The following is a 21,606-nucleotide window of genomic DNA, read 5'->3' as shown; positions in this document are numbered from 1 at the left end:
CGCGGCGTCAGCGCACCGTGAGGGTCTTGGTCTTCTCGGTCGAGGCGACGCGCGAGGTGCCGCCGTAGCCGAGCCGGTACGTCTGACGGCCGGTCGCCTGTCGGGTCAGCGTGAACGTCGCGCGCCCCTTGGTGACCTTGACGGCACGGGTGCGGCCGGCCGGGTCGACGACCGTGAGCGATCCCGACAGCGGCGCCGAGCCGGTCGCCCTGACCGTGACGGTGAACGCGATCCGGCCGCTGCCGCCGGCGACGGCCCTGACGGACATCGACGACGCCGTGCGGGTCCTGCGGACGGCCGGCGTCGTCGCGGTCAGGGCCGTGTACCCCGAGGCCTTGTAGGTGACGGTGGCCGACAGGCGCCGTCCGACGTCGGTCTTCGAGACCTTGCGGGTGCGCCCCGTGGCGCCCGAGATGGCCCTGCCGTCGCGCAGCCACTGGTAGCGGACCGAGGCGCCGGAGGGCGACACGGTGCCCGGCGAGACGCTGAGGACCGTCCCGACGCCGGGGGAGCCGGTGATGCGGGGGCCGGACGACAGCGTGATGCGTCCGGTGGCGACCGCCGACGTCGACGACGAGGTGGCCGTCCGCGAGGCGAAGCCCGGGCGCTTGGCCGTGACCCGCACGCGGATCGTCTGGCCGCGCTGGCGGCTCGTGGGTGTGAAGGTCTGCGCCGTGGCTCCCGAGACGGCGGTGCCGCCGGCGAGCCACTGGTACGACGCGGTGACGGTGGGCGACCACGAGCCGGGCGACGCGGTGAGCGTCGAGCCGACCCGCGGGGTCCCGCTGATGCCCGGCGAGGACGATCGGGTGAGGGTGCCCGCGGCGACGGCGGCGGTGGGCCGCGAGACGGCCGTCGCCGAGGTGTAGCCGGCGCGCGTGGCCGTCACCTGGACGACCAGGGCCCGGCCGGCGTCGGCCGACCGAGCGGCGTACGTCGAGCCGGTCGCCCCGTTGACGGCGGTCGCGCCGGAGAACCACTGGTAGGTGAGCACGGCGTCCTTGCGGGACCAGGTGCCGGGCGACGCGGTCAGCGTCTGGCCGACCTCCGCGCTGCCGGTGACCGACGGCCCCACCGTCGACGTCAGGGTGCCGGGGGACACCACCGCGGGCGCCGACACCGTGCGGACGGCGGGGGAGCCCGAGCGGTAGCCCGAGACCTGGACGCTCAGGGAGCGTCCGAGCATCGACGACGTCGGGGCGAACGTCTTGGCGGTGGCCCCCGCGACGGGCGAGCCGTCGAGCAGCCACTGGTACCCGTAGCTGTCGGGGGTGGGGTTCCACGAGCCGACGGACGCGCTCACCGACCTGCCGACCGTGGGCGCGCCGTTGATCGCCGGCTGGGACGTGCTGGCGGGGGCCGGGGGCGTGAAGTGGATGATCCCGTCGGGCCAGCCCTTGCCGTCCTTGGTGATCTTGCGCCAGTCGAAGGCGCCGCTCCAGTTGGACTCCGACACCCAGATCTCGGTCGAGGAGACGACCTTCTCGATGTAGGCGACGTGGTTGCCGGTCTTGCCCCACCACGCCACGGCGCCGACCGCGGGCTTGGAGTCGGTCACCGACGCCATCGCGGTGCCCCAGTCGCGGGCGTTGCCGACGCCGGGCGCCGGGCGCTTGGTCGACATGCCGTTGGTCGTGATGAGCCGGTACGCGACGTAGTTGGTGCAGTTGGTGCCGGTGTACATGTTCCAGTAGCTCGTGTTCCTGGCCGAGGCGTAGCCCGCGTGCGAGTAGCCCTTGCCGCTGCACCCCGTGTACGTCGTGCACAGCACGGTGTACGCCGCCTGCGCCGGAGCGATCGGCACGAGCAGGGCGGCGAAAAATAGCACGACGAGTGCGATCCGGGTGTGCGACACGCCGACACTCTACGTGACGGATGGGGCGCGTGTGACTCGATGAGGCGAGATCATCGTGCGGACCCGCCCCGGACCGTCGTCAGCGGTGCATCTCCATCGTGCAGCACTTGACGCTCCCGCCGGACTTGATGAACTCGCCGAGGTCGACCGGCACGGGGGTGTAGCCCCGTTCGCGCAGGCTCGCGGCCAGCTCCGTGGCGGCCGTCGGCAGCAGGACGTGGTGGCCGTCGCTGACGGCGTTGAGCCCCAGCACGAGGGCGTCGGCCTCGGAGCAGATGATCGCGTCGGGGAACAGGTCGCGCAGCGTCCGCTGGCTGTGCCGGCTGAACGCGCCGGGGAAGTACGCGATGTCCGCGGGGGCCTGGCCGTTGCCGTCGTCGAGGATCGCGATCGCGACGTCGAGGTGGTAGAACCGCGGATCGACGAGCTCGAGCGAGACGACCGGACGGTCGAGGGCGTCGGCGGCCTCGATGTGCGCCTCGAGCGACGTGCGGAAGCCCGTCCCGGCCAGGACCATCGAGCCGAGCGCCAGGAAGTCGCCCTCGCCCTCGTTGGTGCGGCCGGGCTCGGTCACGTGGTAGCCGTTGGCCGTCAGCCACGCGGCGTAGGCGCCGCCCTCGGCGGCGCGCTCGGGGTGGCGGAACTTGGCGCCGTACGCCCGTCCGCCGATGACCAGGCCGCCGTTGGCGGCGAAGACCATGTCGGGCTGGCCGGGCAGCGGGTCGATCAGGTCGACGCGGTGCCCGAGGCTCAGGTACGTGTTGCGCAGGACCTCCCACTGCAGGCGTGCCCGGTCGACGTCGACCGGCACGGTGACGTCCATCCACGGGTTGATCGCGTACGCGACCTCGAAGTGCGACGGCGTGCACATCAGGTAGTGGCGGGGGCGCGGTGCGCGGATCGCCTCGACGGGGAGGGGGGCTGCTGCTGATCGGGTGTCGAGAACGGTCAAGGTGAGGCCTCCGGGGGTCAGCTCAGGCAGTGACTCTGCGCAATGGACCCAGCGTAGGGGCGGCGGGCGGACGCCGACGAATCCGAAATGCCCTTCGGCGCAGCGATATCTTGCGTAGTGATGGAACTGATGAAGGATTCTTGCAAGACTGGCCTCATGGACGATCTCGACCGCCAGCTCGTCGGATGCCTGCTCGAGGACGGCCGGGCCACCTACGCCGCGATCGGCGACCGCATCGGCCTGTCGTCGCCCGCGGTGAAGCGGCGCATGGACCGGCTGGTCGCCGACGGCGTGATCGCCGGGTTCACCGCGATCCTCGACCCGCACCTGGTCGGCTGGACGACCGAGGCCTACGTCGAGGTGCACTGCAAGGGCACGATCTCGCCCGACGAGCTGCGCGCGGCGTTCGGCCGCGTGCCGGAGGTGCACGCCGCGGCGACGGTCTCGGGCGCCGCCGACGCGATCCTGCACATCGTGGCCAAGGACGTGCGGGATCTCGAGCGGGCGCTCGAACGCGTCCGGGTCGAGACCGACAACGTCGACCGCACCGAGACCGCGATCGTCCTGTCGCGCCTGATCGACCGCCACGGCCCCGGCCAGGCGGGGTTCAGCCCTCCCGACGAGGTCCCAGCCGGCTGACAGCAGGACCCGGGGAGCCTGCCGGTCGCGGACGCGGGGGCCGGGGCGATTTGAGTCTGCCGCCCCCGTGGGCGTAGAATCGGGAGTCGGCCTTTTCAGGCGCGCACACCCATGTCACGACACCCGCTCCGGCGGCGTGCGGGGTGCGTCCCGGCCGGAGCCACACAGCATCACAGTGACATCACAGGCAGTGCAACCAAAGAAGAGGTCATGGCGAAAAAAGAAGGCGTCATCGAGATGGAAGGTGCCGTGGTCGAGGCTCTTCCCAACGCGATGTTCCGTGTGGAGCTGGCCAACGGTCACAAGGTCCTCGCGCACATCAGCGGCAAGATGCGTCAGCACTACATCCGCATCCTTCCCGAGGACCGGGTCGTGGTGGAGCTCTCGCCGTACGACCTCTCCCGCGGACGCATCGTCTACCGCTACAAGTAAGACCGCTCCACCTCAACATCCACGCATCGATCCCCAAGAGAGAGAATCTCGATGAAGGTCAACCCGAGCGTGAAGAAGATGTGTGACAAGTGCAAGGTGATCCGTCGCCACGGCCGCGTCATGGTGATCTGCGAGAACCCGCGCCACAAGCAGCGCCAGGGCTGAGCAGGCACATCCGCTTCACAGCAAGAGCAGCACGCAACATCTGAACGCTCCCGTCGCACCCGGTCCACCCGACCGGCCCGCGGCGGGTCACCCCCGGAAGCGTAGGCCGGGGCCCGGCTCCAGGTCACCGAAGACCTGGGAGGCAGCCGGGACGCATCAGGTGACCACACCTCGCAGAACGGAAGGAATTGCCTACATGGCACGCCTCGTAGGAGTCGACCTCCCGCGCGAAAAGCGCATCGAGATCGCACTCACGTACGTCTTCGGCATCGGCCGCACCCGCGCCACCGAGACCCTCGCAGCAACCGGCATCAGCCCGGACAAGCGAGTCCACGAGCTCGACGACAACGACCTCGTAGCGCTCCGCGATCACATCGAAGCGAACTACCAGACCGAGGGCGACCTGCGTCGCACGGTCACGGCAGACATTCGCCGCAAGATGGAGATCGGCAGCTACCAGGGCCGTCGCCACCGTGCGCACCTGCCCGTTCGTGGCCAGCGCACCAAGACCAACGCGCGCACCCGCAAGGGCCCCAAGCGCACCGTCGCCGGAAAGAAGAAGTGATAGCGCATGCCTCCTAAGTCAGCTGGCAAGAAGGTCCGCCGCAAGGAAAAGAAGAACGTCGCTGCGGGCGAAGCCCACATCAAGAGCACGTTCAACAACACCCACGTCACGATCACCGATCCCACCGGTGCCGTGATCTCCTGGGCCTCCGGCGGAACCGTCGGATTCAAGGGCTCGCGCAAGTCGACTCCGTTCGCGGCCGGCATGGCCGCCGAGTCGGCCGGTCGCCAGGCGATGGAGCACGGGATGAAGAAGGTCGACGTCTTCGTGAAGGGCCCCGGTTCGGGCCGCGAGACGGCGATCCGGTCGCTGAGCGGCGTCGGCCTCGAGGTCGGCACCATCTCCGACGTGACCCCCAGCCCCCACAACGGCTGCCGTCCCCCCAAGCACCGTCGTCTCTGACGACCGCTTGCCCTGAACACACAGTCCTAGGAGTTATCACCCATGGCCCGTTACACCGGACCTCTCACCAAGAAGTCGCGCCGTCTCGGCATCGACCTCGTCGGTGGTGACGCTGCTTTCGAGAAGCGTCCTTACCCTCCCGGCCAGCACGGCCGCGCGCGCGTCAAGGAGTCGGAGTACCGCAACCAGCTGCTCGAGAAGCAGAAGGCGCGCTACACCTACGGAGTGCTCGAGAAGCAGTTCCGCAAGTACTACGAGCTCGCGTCGCGTCGTCCCGGCAAGACCGGTGACAACCTGCTCCAGATCCTGGAGTCGCGTCTCGACAACGTCGTCTACCGTGCCGGTTTCGCCCGCACGCGTCGTCACGCCCGTCAGCTCGTCAACCACGGGCACTTCATCGTCAACGGCGTCAAGACCGACATCCCGTCGTTCCAGGTGAGCAAGCACGACATCATCGACGTCAAGCCCAAGTCGCTGGAGACCACGCCGTTCATCGTCGCGCGTGAGACCCACGACAAGGACACGGTCCCCGGCTGGATCGACGTCGCCCCCGAGCGCGGACGCATCCTCGTCCACGCCCAGCCCGTTCGCGAGCAGATCACGGTTCCGATCCAGGAGCAGCTGATCGTGGAGTTCTACTCCAAGATCTGATCCCCCCAGTCGCTGGTCACCCCTGTGGGGTGACCAGCGCACGACCCGGGCCTTCAAATAGAGGTCGGCCCGGAAAGGAAACACCACATGCTGATCGCCCAGCGCCCCGCCCTGTCCGAAGAGGTCGTCGACGAGTTCCGTTCGCGGTTCGTCATCGAGCCCCTCGAGCCCGGCTTCGGCTACACCCTCGGCAACTCGCTGCGTCGCACGCTGCTGTCGTCGATCCCCGGTGCGGCCGTCACCTCGATCAAGATCGACGGTGTCCTGCACGAGTTCTCGACGATCCCCGGCGTGACCGAGGACGTCACCGAGATCATCCTGAACCTCAAGGAGCTCGTCGTCTCGTCCGAGAACGACGAGCCCGTCGTGATGTACCTCCGCAAGGAGGGTGAGGGCGCCGTGACGGCCTCCGACATCCAGCCCCCGGCCGGTGTCGAGGTCCACAACCCCGATCTGCACATCGCGACCCTGAACGCCAAGGGCAAGATCGAGATCGAGCTCGTCGTCGAGCGTGGCCGCGGCTACGTCTCGGCCGTGCAGAACAAGTCCGGTGACGAAGAGATCGGCCGCATGCCGGTCGACTCGATCTACTCGCCGGTCCTCAAGGTGACGTACAAGGTCGAGGCCACCCGCGTCGAGCAGCGCACCGACTTCGACAAGCTCGTCATCGACGTCGAGACCAAGAAGTCGATCCTTCCCCGCGACGCCATCGCGTCGGCCGGTTCGACCCTGGTCGAGCTGTTCGGCCTGGCCCGCGAGCTCAACGTCGAGGCCGAGGGCATCGACATCGGCCCGAGCCCCGTCGACGAGCAGCTCGCCGCCGACCTGGCCCTGCCGATCGAGGACCTCAACTTCACGGTGCGGTCGTACAACTGCCTCAAGCGCGAGGGCGTCCACACCGTGGGCGAGCTCATCACGCGCTCGGAGCAGGACCTGCTCGACATCCGCAACTTCGGTTCCAAGTCGATCGACGAGGTCAAGGCCAAGCTCAACGAGATGGGTCTCGCGCTCAAGGACAGCCCGGCCGGGTTCGACCCGACCGCGGCCATCGACGCCTACGACGACGACGCCAGCTTCGCCGAGGACGAGCAGTACTGACGTACTGCCCGCCCACGGCACCTCAGCCCGATTGATTCTGGAGACACACCATGCCCACCCCCACCAAGGGACCCCGCCTCGGCGGTAGCCCGGCTCACCAGCGCCTGATCCTGGCCAACCTCGCGCAGAACCTGTTCGAGCACGGCAAGATCACGACGACCGAGGCCAAGGCCCGCCGTCTGCGCCCCTACGCGGAGTCGCTCATCACCAAGGCCAAGACCGACACGGTGGCCAACCGCCGCCAGGTCGTCAAGGTCATCCGTGACAAGAGCATCCTGCACACGCTGTTCACCGAGATCGGTCCCGCCATGGCGACCCGTCCCGGCGGCTACACGCGCATCACGAAGGTCGCGCCGCGCAAGGGCGACAACGCCCCCATGGCCGTCATCGAGATCGTGGAGGCCAAGGAGTTCGGCGCCCAGAACCAGACGCCGAAGCGTTCGACCTCGCGCGAGGCCGCTCCGGTCGAGGCCGAGCAGACCCCCGTCGTCGCCGACGAGGACGCTCCGTCCGACGATCTCGGCACCGATCACGACGTGGTCGAGGCCTCCGAGGACGCCCCCGCGGCGGCCGAGACGGTCGAGAGCTCGACCGACGCCCCGGCCGAGGACGACGCCAAGTAGTCACCCGCCCCACCACGAACGCCCGTCACCGAGAGGTGGCGGGCGTTCGTGCGTCCGGCCGGGCGCCGCGAAACTAGATGGTTACACCCACGCTCGTCGTGCGCGGGCGCCAGGTCGTCGGACGAAACGTGCGGGCAACCTCGCGCTCGTACGGTTCCCCCTTCGGGGACGTACGAGACGACCAGAGGACCCACGTGAGACCACACACCACAGCGATGCGGCGCCGCGCCGCCCTCGTGAGCACGGCAGCGCTCGCCATGATCGGCACGGGGCTCGCCACCGGCGCGGCATCGGCCGAGGAGAAGGCCCCGTCGGCCGGATTCCTGGCCCCGTACTACACGCAGGGAGACCTGACCGGCGACTCGCAGGTCGACCGGGCCGACCTCGACCGGCTGACGGCCGCGGTCGGCACGGGCTCGGGCGACGCGGGCTGGGACGCGGTGTCGGCGGCCGACCACGACGGCGACGCGACCATCACGCTCGCGGACGTCGCGCGGCTCTCGCAGCGCATCCTCTACGACGACGGCCCGTTCGAGCTCGTCGAGGCGTCGGCCCTCGACATGCAGAAGGCCATGAACGCCGGTGTCACGAGCTCGGTCGAGCTGACCCGGGACTACCTCGAACGCATCGCGACGTACGACAAGCTGCCCTTCGCGCAGTTCGCGAACCGCTACCTGAACTCGATCATCACGACCAACCAGGACGCGCTGACGGCTGCGGCGGCCAGCGACGCGGCCCGCGCCGCCCACGGCGGCCCGCGCAGCATGCTCGACGGCATCCCGATCGTGCTGAAGGACAACTACGACACCAAGGACATGCCCACGACCGCCGGTTCGGGCGCGTTCGAGGCCAACCAGACCTCGGACGACGCCACGATGGTCGCCAAGCTGCGCGACGAGGGAGCCGTGATCCTGGCCAAGGCCAGCATGGACGAGTTCGCGATCAACCTGACCTCGCAGATCTCGGTCGGTGGCACCACGACCACGGTCTACAGCCCGTACAACCTGAACCAGACGTCGGGTGGGTCGAGCGGCGGCACGGGGGCGTCGATCTCGAGCAACCTCGGCGCGATCGGATTCGGCACCGACACGGGGGGCTCCATCCGGGTCCCGTCGTCGTACAACCAGCTCGTCGGCATCCGCCCCACGGTCGGGCTCACGAGCCGGTCCGGCATCGTGCCGCTCGCCCTGTCGCAGGACACGGGCGGGCCCATGGCACGGTCCGTCACCGATGCGGCCGTCGCCCTCGACGCCGTCGCGGGCGCCGATCCGGCCGACCCGATCACGTCCGAGTCGAACGGCAGGATCCCCGCGTCCTACACGTCGTACCTCGACCCGACAGCGCTCAAGGGCAAGCGCCTGGGCTACGTGCAGAGCACGATCGGGACGAACGCGACCGTCGTGCGGCTGTTCAACCAGGCCGTCGCCGACCTGCGGGCCCAGGGCGCCGAGGTCGTCGTGCTGACCGACAGCCTCTCGACCGTCGGCGGGTACGCCAGCGGCAGCACCAACGAGTTCCGGCACGACCTGCAGACCTACATCGACGACCACCTGGGCAAGGACGTGCCCTACCGCTCGCTCGACCAGATCGCGCGGTCCGGCAAGGTCGTGACGGGCCGTGGATCGGCCGACGGATCGGGCAACGGGACGTACACGGCCCGCGCCAAGGTCACCGAGGAGCAGTACCAGACGTACATCGCGACGCACCGCGCCGAGATCGCCAACGGCGAGGCGATCATGACCAAGATCCTCGACGACAACGCGATCGACGCCCTGATCTACCCGACGGGCTCGACCTACGGGACGATCGGCACGAACCTGCGGCTGAGCCCCAACAGCGGCATGCCCGCCGTGACGGTCCCGATGGGCCAGGCGGTCGCGACCGACGGCACCAACCCCATCGTCGGCGCCAACGTCAACCTCGAGTTCCTCGGTCGCAACTACTCCGAGGGCCCGTTGATCGGGCTGACGTACGCCTACGAGCAGGCGACGCACCACCGCACGACGCCGGCCAACTACCCGGGGCTGACCCGATGAGGCGCCCCGGCACGACCGCAGCGACGACCACCCGAGGAAGGCAGGACCGATCCATGAGCGCGATCACCCAGCGAGGTGCCGCGGTGGCGGCCGCCGGCACCGCCCTGGCCCTGGCGCTCGGTGCGCTGGCGGCCACGGGCGCCGCGGCCGACGACGAGCAGCCGTACGCCGTCACGGTCTCCGACGCGACCGTCACGATCGGAGACCGCGTCGACGTCACGGTGACCGCCGACCGCATCGAGGACGTCTACGCGTACTCGATGGAGCTCGGCTACGACCCGGCGCTGCTCGCCTACGTGGGCGACAGTGCCGGCACCGAGATCAGCGGCGCGACGTACGAGCAGCAGACACCCGGCGAGGTCGTCGTGACGCACACCAAGCTCGGCACCTCGCCCGCGGCGACGGGAGACGACGTCACGCTGGTCACCGCGACGTTCACCGCGATCGCCGACGGCACCGCGACCGTCACGGCGAGCGACCTGACGTCGGTGACGAGCTCGGCGTCGAGCACGACGACGCCGGTCGTCGGCTCGGCCCGGCTCGCGATCGCCAGGAAGGCCGCGCCCGTCGCGACGTCGGCCCCTGGCATCTCGGGGACGGCGAAGGTCGGATCGGTCCTGCAGGGCGACCCCGGTCGCTGGGACGTCGAGGGCCTGCAGTTCGCCTACCAGTGGTCCGTGGCGGGTGTGCCCGTCGCGGGTGCGACGGGCCCGACGTTCAGGGTGCCGGCGTCCGCCGCCGGTGCCTCGGTGACGCTCGGGGTGACGGCGTCGAGGACCGGGTACGAGACCGGCACCGCGACGGCGAGCAGCGCGGTCGTGGCGAAGGCGTCGACGCGGACGTCGCTGTCGGCGAGTCCCCGGACGCTGAAGCCCGGGCGGAAGCTGACGACGAAGGTCAGGGTCTCGGCACCGGGCGTCGTGCCGACCGGCACGCTGACGTACACGTACCGCGGCAGGACCGTCCGTCAGCGCGTCGCGCTGGTCGGCGGCCGGGCCACGATCACCTTCCGTCCGGAGGTCAGGGGACGGCACACCCTGGCCGTCAGGTTCGTCCCGTCGAAGGGATTCGGCGCCAGCACCGACTCGGTGAGGATCCGCGTCAGGCGCTAGCCGTGATGTCGGCGCCCGTCACCGCGAGGCCTGTTCGGCCAACGGTGTTGATCTGGGGTGCTCCCGCATGAACAAGCCCGCCGCTCACCTGAAGTGGGTGAGCGGCGGTCTTTGAGGTGTCAGGTCTTTCTCGACACAGAGGTCGTGCGCCCGGACATCCCGCGCGCAGCACTATCTGCGGACCAGGTCGCGAAGGTGACCTCGACCTGCTCTTGCCTGCGATTGCGGCCGCTACGACCCGCGAGTGCTATGCATGTGGTCCGGCCCCAGGACGGCGAGCAGCTGCATGATCTCGGCGTCCCGAGATCCGGGGGCGGCCGTGTAGAGCACCAGGTGCTGGTCGCGGTCCGGCAGGGTCAGGGTGTCGCAGTCGACGGTGACGGGCCCGACCACCGGGTGTCGGAAGGTCTTGGTGAGTGCGGGCCGGGCCTGGACGTCGTGCTGGTCCCACAGCCGAGCGAACTCGGCACTCCCCTCACGCAGGTCGTCGACCAGGTCGCGGACGACCGGATCGCGCGGGTAGCGGGCCAGCGTCGCGTGCAGCTCCATCACGACGTGGTGCCGGAACGACGCAACGTCCTCGAGACCGAAGAGCGGCGCGCGGTCGGACCGCCCGTCGAGGAACGCCCGTCGGGCCAGGTTGCGCTCGTCCGGCTCGAGCGTGGCGAAGTCCTCCATCAGCGCCCCGGCGAGCTCGTTCCACGCCAGCACCTCGAAGGCTGCGGACATCACGAATCCGGCCGTGGCCGGAAGCCGTTCCAGGAGCGCCATGATGCTGGGGCGCACGTCGCGTCGATGCACACTGGTGCGCGCGGGGGCAACGCCGGCCAGGACGTGCAGGTGATCGGCCTGCGCGTCGGTCAGGTGCAGTGCCGCGGCGATCGATGCGAGGACCTCACCGGACGGACGCGGGGCGCGCGCCTGCTCCAGGCGCACGTAGTACTCGGTGGAGATGTGCGCAAGCACCGCGACCTCCTCGCGTCGCAGACCCGGGGTCCTGCGACGCGGACCGGACGGCATGCCCACGTCCTCGGGGCGCAGACGCTCGCGCCGACTACGCAAGAAGGCGGCCAGCTCATGCTTGTCCATGCCGTCCAGTGTGCCGCCGGGTTGCATGCGGAGGGTAGTACCGGCTGTGCCTGCCTCAGGACGTCACGCCTGCCGAGACTGGCCGCATGACACCTTCACCCTCCCAGCCCATCGGCCTGCTCACGGACAAGATCGTCCTCGTCACCGGCGCGAGCCGCGGCATCGGAGCCGCCGCAGCCCGACTCTTCGCCCGCGAAGGCGCCTCCGTCGTCCTGGCCGCCCGAAGCACCGCGTCCCTCGACGCCGTCGTCGACGAGATCCAACGCGACGGAGGTACCGCCAGCGCCGTCACGATGGACCTGGCCGACGACGACTCCATCCGCGCCGCCGTCGCCCGCGTCGACGAGCTGCACGGCCGGCTCGACGCGGCCTTCAACAACGCCGGCGCCGTGCAGCGCGTACCAGGTCCGGTCGACTCGACGACCGGCGACGACATCGACGAGCAGTTCGCGATCAACTTCCGGGCACACTGGACCGCCATGACAGCCGAGTGGGAGCTGATGCGCAGGACGGGCGGCGGATCGATCGTCAACACGTCGAGCATCGGGAGCCGTCGCGCCAACCCCGCCCTGCCGGCCTACGGCGCCATGAAGCGGGCGCTGAACAGCCTGACCGAGACCGCCGCCGTGAACTGGGCACCCCACGGCATCCGGGTCAACGGCATCACGCCGGGCGGCACCGCCACAGAGATGATCGACGAGTGGGAGGTAGCGACGCCCGGCGTCACCGGCCACATCATCGCCTCGATCCCGCTGGGACGGATGGCCCAGCCGCACGAGGTCGGCGAGGCAGCTGCCTGGCTTCTCAGTGACCGCGCGTCAATGGTGACCGGAGCGATCATCCCAGTCGACGGCGGAGCGGGAGCCTGAGCGAAGCTGGCGCGTCCCCGACACTCGCCCAGCCGGCGCCGCTGATGACCCAACGCGCCCGCGCCGAAGGCCGCGGCGGGTACCGATGGAAGGTCGTTGCCCAGTGTGCTGAGGAGGCCGACCGACTTCGCGCCACAAACGTGCGGTGGCCTGGAAGGACGCGCTCTTGGATGTGGGCCATCCACCCCGTGCCGCAACACCATGTGCCGAACAGGCCGCGAGGTGGCGGGCGCCGCGGTGCGCTCAGGGGCGGCGCACCTCGAGGACGCGGAAGCCCTTCTCGCTGCCGATGCGCGTGGTGGGCCACCCCTGCTCGCCCAGCCAGCGCTGCAGCGAGTCCGCACCGAGGTTGCGGCCCACGACGAGCCGGGCCGTGCCGTCGGGCGAGAGGTGTGGCAGCCACCGCAGCAGCAGCTCGTGCAGGGCCTGCTTGCCGATGCGGATCGGGGGGTTCGACCAGAGGTGGTCGACGACCAGGTCGTCGGGCACCTCGTCGGGCAGGACGGCCCGGACGTCGACGCCGAGGCGCTCGGCGTTGAGCCGGGTCAGCTCGAGCGCCCGCTCGTTGACGTCGACGGCCCAGACCGTGCGGTCGGCCGGGGCGTCGGCGGGGGCGGCCGCGACCGAGCACGCGATCGGCCCCCACCCGCAGCCGAGGTCGAGCACGACCCCGGACGTCGGGGGAGTGCTGGCGCCCAGCAGCACCGCGGTGGCCTTGTCGAGACCGTCGTGCGAGAACACGCCGCTGGCGGTCGTGAAGGTCAGCTCGCGTCCCCAGACGACCGCCGTGACGTCCTGGCGGCGGTCGTCGCTGGAGGGGGTCCGGTCGAAGTAGTGGTCTGCCACGACGCCAGTCTCCCAGTGCGTCGACGAAGAAAGTCCGGCGGATCGTCAACGCGGACGCCTCCCGATGGGTATACCCGTGTGAGGCCGGCACCGTTGCCGTCCCGGACATCGGAGGAACACATGCGCCAGCGCACACGTCATCTCATCGCCCTCGGAGCCGTCACGGCCCTCACCGCCGGCAGCGGCCTGGCCGCCGTCGGATCGGCCCAGGCTGCGACGTCCACGATCCCCAAGTCCGCGCTCGGACTGTCGTCCAACGGCAAGAACCTGACGACGTTCAGCCTGACGACGGGCAAGCGCACCAAGGCCCTCGGCCAGGCCAAGGGCCTGGTCGGCGACGTCCGCCTGATCGGCATCGACGAGCGTCCGGCCGACCACAAGGTCTACGCCGTCGGCGACAAGGGCGGCATCTACGTCGTCAACCGCGGCAACGGAGTCGTCCGCAAGGTCTCGCAGCTCAGCGTCGCGCTCGAGGGCACGTACTTCGGCGTCGACTTCAACCCCGCCGCGGACCGCCTGCGCATCATCAGCGACACGGGCCAGAACCTGCGCCACGACGTCTCGCAGCCCGCGCCCACGACCGCGGTCGACGGTCCGCTGAACTACGACGGCACGGTCGCGACGGGCGTCACGGCCGCCGGCTACACCAACAGCGACAACGACCCCTCGTCGGGCACGACGCTGTTCAACCTCGACATGACCCGCGACCAGGTCGTGCAGCAGGTCCCGGCCAACTCCGGCAACCTGCTCGTGTCGGGTCCGTTCGGACCCCGTCAGGGCCCCGTCGCGGGCTTCGACGTCGTGGGCACGAACTCGGGCACGCGCACCGCCGACAACACCGGCTTCGCGTCGATCCGCCCGACGGGCGGCGGCCTCGCGACGCTGTACCGCGTCAACCTGCTGAGCGGGAAGTTCACCAAGGTGGCAAAGTTCGATAAGGACATCGCCGACCTCGCCATCCCGCAGCCCCGCTGACCGGGGACGCTGCCTGAGCGGGCGACGGCCTCGTACGTCGACGCACAGGAGCAGCGCTGGTGGCACCGTGGAGGCCCTCCCGGGCCGGTGACGCGGGTGGTGGACGACCCACCCCCGACGCACTGGCCCGGGAGGGGTACGCCCTCCACGGCGCCGAGCTCTACCGCTACGCTCTCGGACGCCTGCTCGACGACGCCGCCGCGCAGGACGTCGTGCAGGAGACGATCGTCCGGGCCTGGCGGGCCGGCGACCGGTACGACCCGCAGACGTCGTCGTTGCGCACGTGGCTGTTCGCCATCGCGCGCAACGTCGTCGCCGACCACCTCACCGCCCGGCGGCGGGCCGCCGCCCTGCCGGACCTCGTCGACCAGCACGGGAAGGACCACATGAGCGACCACAGTGCGGCCCTCGCCGACGTCGACCTGGTCACCCGCGCGCTCGGCCTGATCAGCCACGACCACCGCACCGCGATCGTCGAGACCTATCTGCGCGACCGGTCGTACGACGACGTCGCGGCCGATCTCGGCGTCTCGGTCAGCACGCTGCGCAGCCGTGTCTTCCACGGGCTGCGTCACCTGCGCCGCGCCATGGCCCTGATGGTGATCGAGCCGTGACGGGGCTCGACGACCTCGACCACGAGCAGCTGCGCGAGGCCCTGGGCGCCTACTCGCTGGGCCAGCTCGACGACCCGCTGAGGGGCGCGGTGCGGGCGCACCTCACCGCGTGCGACACGTGCCCCGCCGAGCTCGCCGAGATCGGGCCGATCGCGCGTGCCCTGCGGTCGGTCGACCCCGATGCCGTCCGACCGGTCGACGTCGGCGTCCCGGCGGGGCTCGACGACCGCATCCGCCGGGCGCTGCCGCCCGCCCCGCTCCCGACGCGGTCGCGCGGTCGCCGCGGGCCGCTCGTGACCGCCGCGGTCGCCGTGGCGTCAGCTGCCGCCGCGGTCGTCCTCACCGCCGTCGTGGTCGGCGACGACGCGCCCTCCGGCCCGACCGTGATCGCCGTGCCCGAGGTGCAGGTCGTGCAGGGCGTCAGGGCGACCGCCGGCCTGGTCGACCACACGTGGGGTCTCGAGATCAAGCTGCAGGCCACGGGGCTGCGCGCGGGGGAGCGGTTCCGGATGTGGGTCGTCGCCGACGACGGCAGCAGCCGCGAGGCCGGCGAGTTCGTCGGCGTCGCCGGCACGGAGATCACGTGCGACATGAGCTCGTCGGTGCTGCTCGACGACGCCGCGGCCTTCCGCGTCGTCGACGCCTCGGGCGACGAGGTCATCTCGGCCGACATCCCGTCCTGAGGTTCGCGGGCGTCAGCAGCTGCGCGAGACGTACCGACGCGAGCCGCGAGGCACCACGTCGCGGTCGCGCAGCAGGATCGAGGCGCGTCCGGCCCGTGCCGCGCACGCGCGGGTGAAGGCGCGGCGGCCGTTGTCGGTGTACTCGATCTCGATCAGCCGGGTGCCGTAGGTGCGCGTGTAGGCGCCGCACTCGCGGTAGACCTCGCACTCCTCGGCGACCGCGAAGTCGAACCCCAGGCGGAGACGGCTGAGCTCGGGGGCGTTCTTCTGCGCGATCGCGACGCCCGACCGATGGGCCTCCCGCACGAGCCGGCGCGCGAAGGCGACGGCGTGCCGCTTGGTCAGCCGGTGGCCCGACCGGGTCCACGAGTCGAGGTTGTCGGGCTCGACGGCGGCGAAGCCCTTGCGGCCGCACTGGTCGAACCAGGCGCGGTTGAGGTCTCCGAGGGCCTTGCGCCGGGCCGACGTGCGGATGTCGAGCAGCACCTCGTCGGGCCACCCGGGATCGCGGACGAGTCGCCCCGCGCCGTCGCGCAGCAGGAGGGACGGGTGGTTCTTCCTCCACCAGCGCAGCGTGCCGGGCTGGGTCTGGAACGAGTTGACGTAGCAGATCGAGTAGCGTCCGGCGGCCGGCCGCTCGGAGCGGTCGCGGGTGACGACGCCGACGTCGGCGGCGGGCCGGTACGCCCCGCCGAGCTGGTAGTCGGCGACCGCCGCGGTGGGCGGCGGGGAGGGGGACGGCGAGGGGGCGGGTGACGCGGTCAGGGCCAGCACGGCCGCGATCGCGGTGATCAGCCCGCTCATGGTCGGCACGACGTCGACGCGAGTGCCACGAGGTCGTCGGTCGTCGTCATGGCCCCAGTGTGGCAGGGCCGCTGCGCCGTCACGGCGGCGTGGGGCACGGCGACGGCTCGTCGCGCCGCCGCCGGGACTCCACGGCCCGTGCGGCCAGCCCCGCGTCGTCGGGGTACGTGACCTCCTCGAGCACCAGACCGTGGGCCGGCATGACCGTCACCCGGGTGTCGCGGGCGGCGCGTCCCAGCACCTCGCCCGACCACGCCGGGGCGAAGCGTCCCTCGCCGACCGCGACGAGGGCACCCATCAGCGCCCTCACCATCGAGTGGCAGAACGCGTCGGCGCGCACCGTCGTCTCGACGAGGTCGCCCACGCGGACGGACCGCAGCTCGAGCAGCGTGCGGATCGTGGTGGCCCCCTCGCGCCTCTTGCAGAACGCGGCGAAGTCGTGCTCGCCCAGCAGGTGCTCGGCCGCGGCGTTCATCGCGTCGACGTCGAGCGTCCGGCGCCACGCCACGACGCTGCCGCGCGCCAGGGGGTCGGGGCCCTCGGGTGCGTCGCACAGACGGTAGACGTAGCGCCGCTCGAGCGCCGCGAACCGCGCGTCGAACCCCTCGGGCGCCGGCGCCAGGGCCCGCAGCGCGATGTCGCCGGGCAGCAGGCGACGCAGTCGCCGCGCGAGGGCGTCGGGCTCGACGTCGTCGGGCAGGTCGACGTGCGCGACCTGCCCGCGCGCGTGGACCCCGGCGTCGGTGCGGCCCGCGCACGTCAGCTGGGGCGTCGTCGTGAGCCGCAGGATCGTGGCCAGCGCGGTCTCGACCTCGCCCTGGACGGTGCGCAGTCCCGGCTGGGTGGCCCAGCCGCGGAAGTCGGTGCCGTCGTAGGACAGGTCGAGTCGCAGGCGCACGACGTCACGCTACCGGCTGGGTCGGTGCCCCCGTTCGTCCTGCCCTCGCGCCGATCGCCGACTACCGTGGGCGCACCACCGACCTCCGGGAGTCCCATGCGCACCGCCACGTCCTGGTCCACCGCGACGGCGGTGACGCTGCTCGTCGGGCTGCTCGCCGCGCCGCCCACGCAGGCGAGCGAGCCGGCGCCGCCGGCCACGGCCACCGTCGCCGGTGTCGGTGCCCCCGACACCCCCACGACGCCCCGGGCGGCCGGCCTGGTCGTCACGACGACCCGCGGCAGCGCCGCGGTCGAGCAGCTCGCCACCGAGGTCGCGGACCGGGCGGCCGTCGTCGACGGCGTCGGACGCGGCCCCGGGGGCACGCGCGTGGTCGAGTTCGGCGAACCCGTGGCCGGCGACGTCGCCGAGCGGCTCGCGACCGAGCTGGAGTCACGTCCCGGCATGGGCTCGGTCGAGCCCAACTACGTCCGGTCTGCCGCCGACGCCCCACCCGTGTCGGTCGACGACCCGCTGTTCCCGCAGCAGAAGAACCTGTGGGACACGGGTCGGGCCGGCGGGGGCTTCAGCACCCGCGCGCCCGCGTTCTGGCAGCGCACGAAGGGCAGCCCCGACGTCCGCGTGGCGGTGCTCGACACGGGCCGCACGACGCACCCCGACCTCACGTGGGCGGCGGGGTACGACGCCGTCTCCAACGACGCCGACCCGACCGATCCCGGCGACCACCACGGCACGCACGTCGCGGGGATCGTGGCGGCCCGGGCCGACAACGGCCGCGGGGTCGCGGGGGTCGCCCCGGGCGCGACGATCGTCCCGGTGCGAGTGCTGGACGCCGACGGGTCGGGCACCGACTCGGCGATCGCCCGCGGCATCCTGTGGGCGGCCGGGTCGCCGCCGGCCGGTGCCCCGGCCAACCCGTCGCCCGTGCAGGTCGTCACGATGTCGCTGGCCGGGCCGGGACGGTGCACCTCGACGCTCTCCAACGCCATCTCGACGGCGCGCAGCCGCGGGGTCGTCGTGGTCGCCGCGGCCGGCAACGACGCACGCGACGCGGCGGGCTACGCGCCGGGCAGCTGCCCCGGCGTGATCTCCGTGGGCGCCACCGACGACGCCGGCGCCCGCGCGTCGTTCTCCAACACCGGACCGTCCGTCGACGTCTCGGCCCCCGGCGTGGCCGTCATCTCGACGTACGCGACGGCGACCGGCGCGCCGGCGTACGCCGCCGTGTCGGGCACCAGCATGGCGGCACCCGCCGTGGCGGGCGCGGCGGCGCTGCTCTCGTCGGTCGGCCTGTCGGGCGCCCAGATCGAGGCGACGCTGCCCACCATGGTGCGTCCCTCGACGAGCGCCGGGACCGCCGGCGTCCTCGACCTCGGGTACGTCGCGGCCGCTGCGGCTCCGGCCCGCGCCGGCACCACGGTGTCGGCGAAGGTCTCCGCCCGCACCGTGCGCCCGGGCGGGAGGTCGGTCGTGCGGGTGCGGCTGCGCTCGACGACGTCCGGCGCCCGTCCGGTCGGCCGCATCCGCGTCTTCGACGGATCGAGGATCGTGCGCACGGCGTACGTCTCGCCGCGGCGCAACGGCGCCATCACGGTCAAGACACCCCGCCTGCGTCGCGCGGGCGTCCACCGCCTCAGGGTCGTGTACCTCGGCACCGGGTCGTTCGAGGGCAGCAGGTCGGTCGTGCGACGCGTGCGCGTGCGCTAGACGCGCGAGGGCCCCCACCGCACGCGGTGGGGGCCCTCGGGGTGGGACGGAGGATCTACCTCGACCAGCGGTCCTCGGCGGCCGTGAAGTCGAGACGACGGTCGCCCGTGTAGATCTGCTTGGGGCGGGCGATCTTCTGCTCCTTGTCGTCCACGAGCTCGATCCACTGGGCCAGCCAGCCGGAGGTGCGCGGGATCGCGAACAGGACCGTGAACATCTCGGGCGGGAACTGCAGCGCCTCGTAGATCAGGCCCGAGTAGAAGTCGACGTTCGGGTAGAGCTTGCGGCTGACGAAGTACTCGTCCTCCAGCGCGATGCGCTCCAGCTCCTGCGCGATCTCGAGCAGCGGGTTGACGCCCGTGACCTCGAAGACGTCGTCGACGGCCTTCTTGATGATCGTGGCGCGCGGATCGAAGTTCTTGTACACGCGGTGACCGAAGCCCATGAGCTTCTCGTCACCCTTCTTGACGCCCTCGATGAACGCCGGGATGTTCTCGGGCACCTTGATGCGCTTGAGCATCTTCAGGACGGCCTCGTTGGCGCCACCGTGCAGCGGGCCGTAGAGCGCGGCGATGCCGGCGCTGACGGCCGAGTACGGGTCGACCTGGCTCGAGCCGACCGAGCGGACCGCGTTGGTCGAGCAGTTCTGCTCGTGGTCGGCGTGCAGGATGAACAGGACCTCGAGGGCCTTGGCCAGGCGCGGGTCGGGGTTGTACTTCTGCTCCGACATCTTGAACAGCATCGAGAGGAAGTTCTCGGTGTAGGTCAGGTCGTTGTCGGGGTAGACGTACGGCTTGCCCTGCGCGTGGCGGAACGACCAGGCGCCCAGCGTCGGCATCTTGGCGATCAGGCGCACGACCTGGTCGTGACGGACCTGCGGGTCGCTGATGTTGCGGGCCTCGGGGTAGAACGTCGACAGCGCGCCGACGCTCGACAGCAGCATGCCCATGGGGTGCGCGTCGTAGCGGAAGCCCTGCAGCTGCGACTTCAGGTTCTCGTGCACGAACGTGTGGAACGTGATCTCGTGCACCCACTGGTCGTGCTGCTCGCGGGTCGGCAGCTCGCCGTGGATCAGCAGGTAGGCGACCTCGAGGTAGGTGGACTTCTCGGCCAGCTGCTCGATCGGGTAGCCGCGGTACTCCAGGATGCCCTTGTCGCCGTCGATGTAGGTCACGGCGCTGCGGGTGGAGGCGGTGTTGGTGAACCCCGGGTCGTACAGGGCCAGGCCCGGCTCGTCCTCGGTCTTGCCGATCTTGCCGAAGTCGCTGGCGCGCACCGTGCCGTCGGTGATGGGGAGCTCGTACTCCTCGCCGGTGCGGTTGTCGCGGACTGTGAGGGTGTGGTTCTCGGTCACGATGGGTCTCCTGTGACGTGAAGGAACAGCGCGGCTGTGATGTCGCCGAACTCCCCTCAACCTAGACGTGAGGGAACCCTCATCGCCACGCGGGTGGGTCCCGGACCCGTCGGGACGCCGTCGAGGGGGGCTCGTTTTGACCTTCTCGGTCGCGGCCGGTTAACCTAGTGTGTCGTTGTGCCCAGCCACTCGTGCCAGGGCGCCGACCACCGCAGCGCTGGATGCAGCTTTCCAGCCACCACACCCCAAGAACGAGAAGGTCACGCCGTGCGCACGTTCAGCCCCAAGCCGTCTGACATCACCCGTCAGTGGCACGTCATCGACGCCGAGGACATCGTCCTGGGCCGTCTCGCCGTCCAGGCTGCGACGCTCCTGCGCGGCAAGCACAAGCCCACCTACGCGCCTCACGTGGACGGTGGCGACTTCGTCATCATCGTCAACGCCGAGAAGGTCGCGCTGTCGGGCAACAAGCGCACCGACAAGCTCGCCTACCGTCACAGCGGCTACCCGGGCGGCCTCAAGTCGATCGCCTACGGCGACCTGCTCGACAAGGACGCCCGCAAGGCGATCGAGAAGTCCGTGCGCGGCATGCTCCCCAAGAACCGTCTGGGCGACCAGCTGATCACCAAGCTCAAGGTCTACTCCGGCCCCGAGCACCCGCACACCGCCCAGAAGCCCCAGCCGTTCGAGATCACGCAGATCTCCCAGTAAAGAGTAGGTAAGCGTCATCATGGCTGAGACCGCCACCACCGAAGAGACCACCGAGTTCCAGACCAACTCCGAGGGTGTCGCGTACACCTCCGAGACGGCTGGTTCGTCCGAGACCTCCAGCAAGCCGGCGACGATCGCCCCCGGTGCTGCCACGGGTCGCCGCAAGGAGGCCATCGCCCGCGTGCGCATCGTCCCCGGCACCGGCGTCTGGACCGTCAACGGCAAGCCGCTCGAGGAGTACCTCCCGAACAAGCTGCACCAGCAGATCGCCAAGGAGGCGTTCGCCGAGACCGGTCTGCAGGACCGTTTCGACGTCATCGCCCGCGTGACCGGTGGCGGCATGACGGGTCAGGCCGGCGCGCTGCGCCTGGGCGTGGCCCGCTCGCTCAACCAGATCGACGAAGAGGCCAACCGTCCGGTCCTCAAGAAGGCCGGACTCCTGACGCGCGACTCGCGCATCAAGGAGCGCAAGAAGGCCGGTCTCAAGAAGGCGCGTAAGGCACCTCAGTACAGCAAGCGCTGATCC

Annotated in this window: 24 protein-coding genes; 17 read left to right on the top strand and 7 right to left on the bottom strand. The window is 70.9% G+C overall.

All coding sequences use genetic code 11. The features are described from left to right. Positions 1 to 7 precede the first annotated feature (7 nt). Positions 8 to 1,855, bottom strand: a complete 1,848-nt coding sequence (locus tag IFT73_RS10190) for a CHAP domain-containing protein (RefSeq protein WP_192167558.1) — start codon at positions 1,853 to 1,855, stop codon at positions 8 to 10. A 79-nt stretch (positions 1,856 to 1,934) separates the two neighbouring features. Next, on the bottom strand, positions 1,935 to 2,807 hold the full coding sequence (gene ddaH / locus IFT73_RS10185; RefSeq protein ID WP_244633302.1) for a dimethylargininase: 873 nt from the start codon (positions 2,805 to 2,807) through the stop codon (positions 1,935 to 1,937). A 156-nt stretch (positions 2,808 to 2,963) separates the two neighbouring features. Between ddaH and IFT73_RS10180 the strand changes: the two genes are divergently transcribed. The 10 genes from IFT73_RS10180 to IFT73_RS10135 all read left to right on the top strand — a co-directional run bounded on the left by IFT73_RS10180 (position 2,964) and on the right by IFT73_RS10135 (position 10,530). Beyond that, positions 2,964 to 3,446, top strand: coding sequence for an Lrp/AsnC family transcriptional regulator (locus IFT73_RS10180; RefSeq protein ID WP_192167557.1), 483 nt, complete (start codon positions 2,964 to 2,966; stop codon positions 3,444 to 3,446). 210 nt (positions 3,447 to 3,656) lie between these two features. Then, entirely contained in the window at positions 3,657 to 3,878 is a 222-nt protein-coding gene (gene infA / locus IFT73_RS10175) for a translation initiation factor IF-1 (RefSeq protein WP_007078610.1), read from the top strand. A gap of 51 nt (positions 3,879 to 3,929) precedes the next feature. Continuing rightward, on the top strand, positions 3,930 to 4,043 hold the full coding sequence (gene rpmJ / locus IFT73_RS10170; RefSeq protein ID WP_056606235.1) for a 50S ribosomal protein L36: 114 nt from the start codon (positions 3,930 to 3,932) through the stop codon (positions 4,041 to 4,043). A gap of 196 nt (positions 4,044 to 4,239) precedes the next feature. Continuing rightward, positions 4,240 to 4,608 carry a 30S ribosomal protein S13 gene (gene rpsM / locus IFT73_RS10165; protein ID WP_056606237.1) on the top strand — a complete coding sequence of 123 codons (369 nt, stop codon included), beginning with the start codon at positions 4,240 to 4,242 and terminating at the stop codon, positions 4,606 to 4,608. A 6-nt stretch (positions 4,609 to 4,614) separates the two neighbouring features. After that, the gene (gene rpsK / locus IFT73_RS10160; protein ID WP_056606241.1) at positions 4,615 to 5,010 is read left to right on the top strand and encodes a 30S ribosomal protein S11; all 396 of its coding nucleotides are present in this window, start codon (positions 4,615 to 4,617) and stop codon (positions 5,008 to 5,010) included. 42 nt (positions 5,011 to 5,052) lie between these two features. After that, positions 5,053 to 5,661 carry a 30S ribosomal protein S4 gene (gene rpsD, locus IFT73_RS10155; protein ID WP_056606243.1) on the top strand — a complete coding sequence of 203 codons (609 nt, stop codon included), beginning with the start codon at positions 5,053 to 5,055 and terminating at the stop codon, positions 5,659 to 5,661. An 87-nt stretch (positions 5,662 to 5,748) separates the two neighbouring features. Beyond that, a complete protein-coding gene (locus IFT73_RS10150) occupies positions 5,749 to 6,759 on the top strand; it encodes a DNA-directed RNA polymerase subunit alpha (protein ID WP_192167556.1) in 1,011 nt (336 codons plus the stop codon). A 50-nt stretch (positions 6,760 to 6,809) separates the two neighbouring features. Further along, positions 6,810 to 7,382: a 50S ribosomal protein L17 gene (gene rplQ, locus IFT73_RS10145; RefSeq protein WP_192167555.1), complete on the top strand. Its 573-nt coding sequence runs from the start codon at positions 6,810 to 6,812 to the stop codon at positions 7,380 to 7,382. Between the two features lie 215 nt (positions 7,383 to 7,597). Then, the gene (locus IFT73_RS10140) at positions 7,598 to 9,418 is read left to right on the top strand and encodes an amidase family protein (protein WP_192167554.1); all 1,821 of its coding nucleotides are present in this window, start codon (positions 7,598 to 7,600) and stop codon (positions 9,416 to 9,418) included. Positions 9,419 to 9,471: 53 nt separating this feature from the next. Beyond that, on the top strand, positions 9,472 to 10,530 hold the full coding sequence (locus tag IFT73_RS10135; protein WP_192167553.1) for a cohesin domain-containing protein: 1,059 nt from the start codon (positions 9,472 to 9,474) through the stop codon (positions 10,528 to 10,530). Positions 10,531 to 10,761: 231 nt separating this feature from the next. On the opposite strand, the gene IFT73_RS10130 is transcribed toward IFT73_RS10135, so the two are convergent. After that, on the bottom strand, positions 10,762 to 11,619 hold the full coding sequence (locus IFT73_RS10130) for a helix-turn-helix transcriptional regulator (protein ID WP_192167552.1): 858 nt from the start codon (positions 11,617 to 11,619) through the stop codon (positions 10,762 to 10,764). An 86-nt stretch (positions 11,620 to 11,705) separates the two neighbouring features. On the opposite strand from IFT73_RS10130, the gene IFT73_RS10125 reads away from it, so the two are divergent. After that, positions 11,706 to 12,488 carry an SDR family NAD(P)-dependent oxidoreductase gene (locus IFT73_RS10125; protein WP_192167551.1) on the top strand — a complete coding sequence of 261 codons (783 nt, stop codon included), beginning with the start codon at positions 11,706 to 11,708 and terminating at the stop codon, positions 12,486 to 12,488. A 243-nt stretch (positions 12,489 to 12,731) separates the two neighbouring features. On the opposite strand, the gene IFT73_RS10120 is transcribed toward IFT73_RS10125, so the two are convergent. Further along, positions 12,732 to 13,334, bottom strand: coding sequence for a methyltransferase (locus IFT73_RS10120; RefSeq protein WP_192167550.1), 603 nt, complete (start codon positions 13,332 to 13,334; stop codon positions 12,732 to 12,734). Between the two features lie 120 nt (positions 13,335 to 13,454). Between IFT73_RS10120 and IFT73_RS10115 the strand changes: the two genes are divergently transcribed. Genes IFT73_RS10115 through IFT73_RS10105 form a run of 3 tightly spaced genes read left to right on the top strand, consistent with a single transcriptional unit; the run spans position 13,455 to position 15,606 of the window. After that, the gene (locus IFT73_RS10115; protein WP_056606260.1) at positions 13,455 to 14,309 is read left to right on the top strand and encodes a DUF4394 domain-containing protein; all 855 of its coding nucleotides are present in this window, start codon (positions 13,455 to 13,457) and stop codon (positions 14,307 to 14,309) included. 59 nt (positions 14,310 to 14,368) lie between these two features. Then, positions 14,369 to 14,923 carry an RNA polymerase sigma factor gene (locus IFT73_RS10110; RefSeq protein ID WP_371811233.1) on the top strand — a complete coding sequence of 185 codons (555 nt, stop codon included), beginning with the start codon at positions 14,369 to 14,371 and terminating at the stop codon, positions 14,921 to 14,923. Further along, entirely contained in the window at positions 14,920 to 15,606 is a 687-nt protein-coding gene (locus IFT73_RS10105; RefSeq protein WP_192167549.1) for a zf-HC2 domain-containing protein, read from the top strand. The genes IFT73_RS10110 and IFT73_RS10105 overlap by 4 nt, the downstream gene beginning before the upstream one ends. Before the next feature lie 12 nt (positions 15,607 to 15,618). Here IFT73_RS10105 and IFT73_RS10100 read toward each other — a convergent pair whose 3' ends face one another. After that, entirely contained in the window at positions 15,619 to 16,410 is a 792-nt protein-coding gene (locus IFT73_RS10100) for an endo alpha-1,4 polygalactosaminidase (protein WP_192167548.1), read from the bottom strand. Positions 16,411 to 16,489: 79 nt separating this feature from the next. Beyond that, positions 16,490 to 17,308, bottom strand: a complete 819-nt coding sequence (gene truA, locus IFT73_RS10095; protein WP_192167547.1) for a tRNA pseudouridine(38-40) synthase TruA — start codon at positions 17,306 to 17,308, stop codon at positions 16,490 to 16,492. A gap of 96 nt (positions 17,309 to 17,404) precedes the next feature. On the opposite strand from truA, the gene IFT73_RS10090 reads away from it, so the two are divergent. After that, positions 17,405 to 19,015, top strand: a complete 1,611-nt coding sequence (locus IFT73_RS10090; RefSeq protein WP_192167546.1) for a S8 family serine peptidase — start codon at positions 17,405 to 17,407, stop codon at positions 19,013 to 19,015. A 55-nt stretch (positions 19,016 to 19,070) separates the two neighbouring features. On the opposite strand, the gene IFT73_RS10085 is transcribed toward IFT73_RS10090, so the two are convergent. Beyond that, positions 19,071 to 20,369, bottom strand: a complete 1,299-nt coding sequence (locus IFT73_RS10085) for a citrate synthase (protein WP_056606278.1) — start codon at positions 20,367 to 20,369, stop codon at positions 19,071 to 19,073. Positions 20,370 to 20,636: 267 nt separating this feature from the next. Here IFT73_RS10085 and rplM point away from each other — a divergent pair, with 267 nt between their 5' ends. Then, positions 20,637 to 21,080, top strand: coding sequence for a 50S ribosomal protein L13 (gene rplM, locus IFT73_RS10080; RefSeq protein ID WP_056606281.1), 444 nt, complete (start codon positions 20,637 to 20,639; stop codon positions 21,078 to 21,080). A gap of 19 nt (positions 21,081 to 21,099) precedes the next feature. After that, positions 21,100 to 21,603, top strand: coding sequence for a 30S ribosomal protein S9 (gene rpsI / locus IFT73_RS10075; RefSeq protein ID WP_056606284.1), 504 nt, complete (start codon positions 21,100 to 21,102; stop codon positions 21,601 to 21,603). Positions 21,604 to 21,606 lie beyond the last annotated feature (3 nt).

It is taken from the genome of Aeromicrobium sp. CFBP 8757 (assembly GCF_014841755.1).
In the GTDB taxonomy this organism is placed as follows: Bacteria; Actinomycetota; Actinomycetes; order Propionibacteriales; family Nocardioidaceae; genus Aeromicrobium.
The sequence above is the reverse complement of the archived record's forward strand: the minus strand, read 5'-3'. Positions and strand labels throughout refer to the sequence as shown.

Excerpts from the sequence above, each read along its gene's own strand:
- rpsD (WP_056606243.1), top strand. The coding sequence starts at position 5,053 with ATGGCCCGTTACACCGGACCTCTCACCAAGAAGTCGCGCCGTCTCGGC.
- rpmJ (WP_056606235.1), top strand. The coding sequence starts at position 3,930 with ATGAAGGTCAACCCGAGCGTGAAGAAGATGTGTGACAAGTGCAAGGTG.
- IFT73_RS10125 (WP_192167551.1), top strand. The coding sequence starts at position 11,706 with ATGACACCTTCACCCTCCCAGCCCATCGGCCTGCTCACGGACAAGATC.
- IFT73_RS10135 (WP_192167553.1), top strand. The coding sequence starts at position 9,472 with ATGAGCGCGATCACCCAGCGAGGTGCCGCGGTGGCGGCCGCCGGCACC.
- infA (WP_007078610.1), top strand. The coding sequence starts at position 3,657 with ATGGCGAAAAAAGAAGGCGTCATCGAGATGGAAGGTGCCGTGGTCGAG.
- rpsM (WP_056606237.1), top strand. The coding sequence starts at position 4,240 with ATGGCACGCCTCGTAGGAGTCGACCTCCCGCGCGAAAAGCGCATCGAG.
- IFT73_RS10130 (WP_192167552.1), bottom strand. The coding sequence starts at position 11,619 with ATGGACAAGCATGAGCTGGCCGCCTTCTTGCGTAGTCGGCGCGAGCGT.
- IFT73_RS10150 (WP_192167556.1), top strand. The coding sequence starts at position 5,749 with ATGCTGATCGCCCAGCGCCCCGCCCTGTCCGAAGAGGTCGTCGACGAG.
- rpsI (WP_056606284.1), top strand. The coding sequence starts at position 21,100 with ATGGCTGAGACCGCCACCACCGAAGAGACCACCGAGTTCCAGACCAAC.
- IFT73_RS10100 (WP_192167548.1), bottom strand. The coding sequence starts at position 16,410 with ATGAGCGGGCTGATCACCGCGATCGCGGCCGTGCTGGCCCTGACCGCG.
- IFT73_RS10115 (WP_056606260.1), top strand. The coding sequence starts at position 13,455 with ATGCGCCAGCGCACACGTCATCTCATCGCCCTCGGAGCCGTCACGGCC.
- IFT73_RS10090 (WP_192167546.1), top strand. The coding sequence starts at position 17,405 with ATGCGCACCGCCACGTCCTGGTCCACCGCGACGGCGGTGACGCTGCTC.
- IFT73_RS10180 (WP_192167557.1), top strand. The coding sequence starts at position 2,964 with ATGGACGATCTCGACCGCCAGCTCGTCGGATGCCTGCTCGAGGACGGC.
- IFT73_RS10140 (WP_192167554.1), top strand. The coding sequence starts at position 7,598 with ATGCGGCGCCGCGCCGCCCTCGTGAGCACGGCAGCGCTCGCCATGATC.
- rplQ (WP_192167555.1), top strand. The coding sequence starts at position 6,810 with ATGCCCACCCCCACCAAGGGACCCCGCCTCGGCGGTAGCCCGGCTCAC.
- rpsK (WP_056606241.1), top strand. The coding sequence starts at position 4,615 with ATGCCTCCTAAGTCAGCTGGCAAGAAGGTCCGCCGCAAGGAAAAGAAG.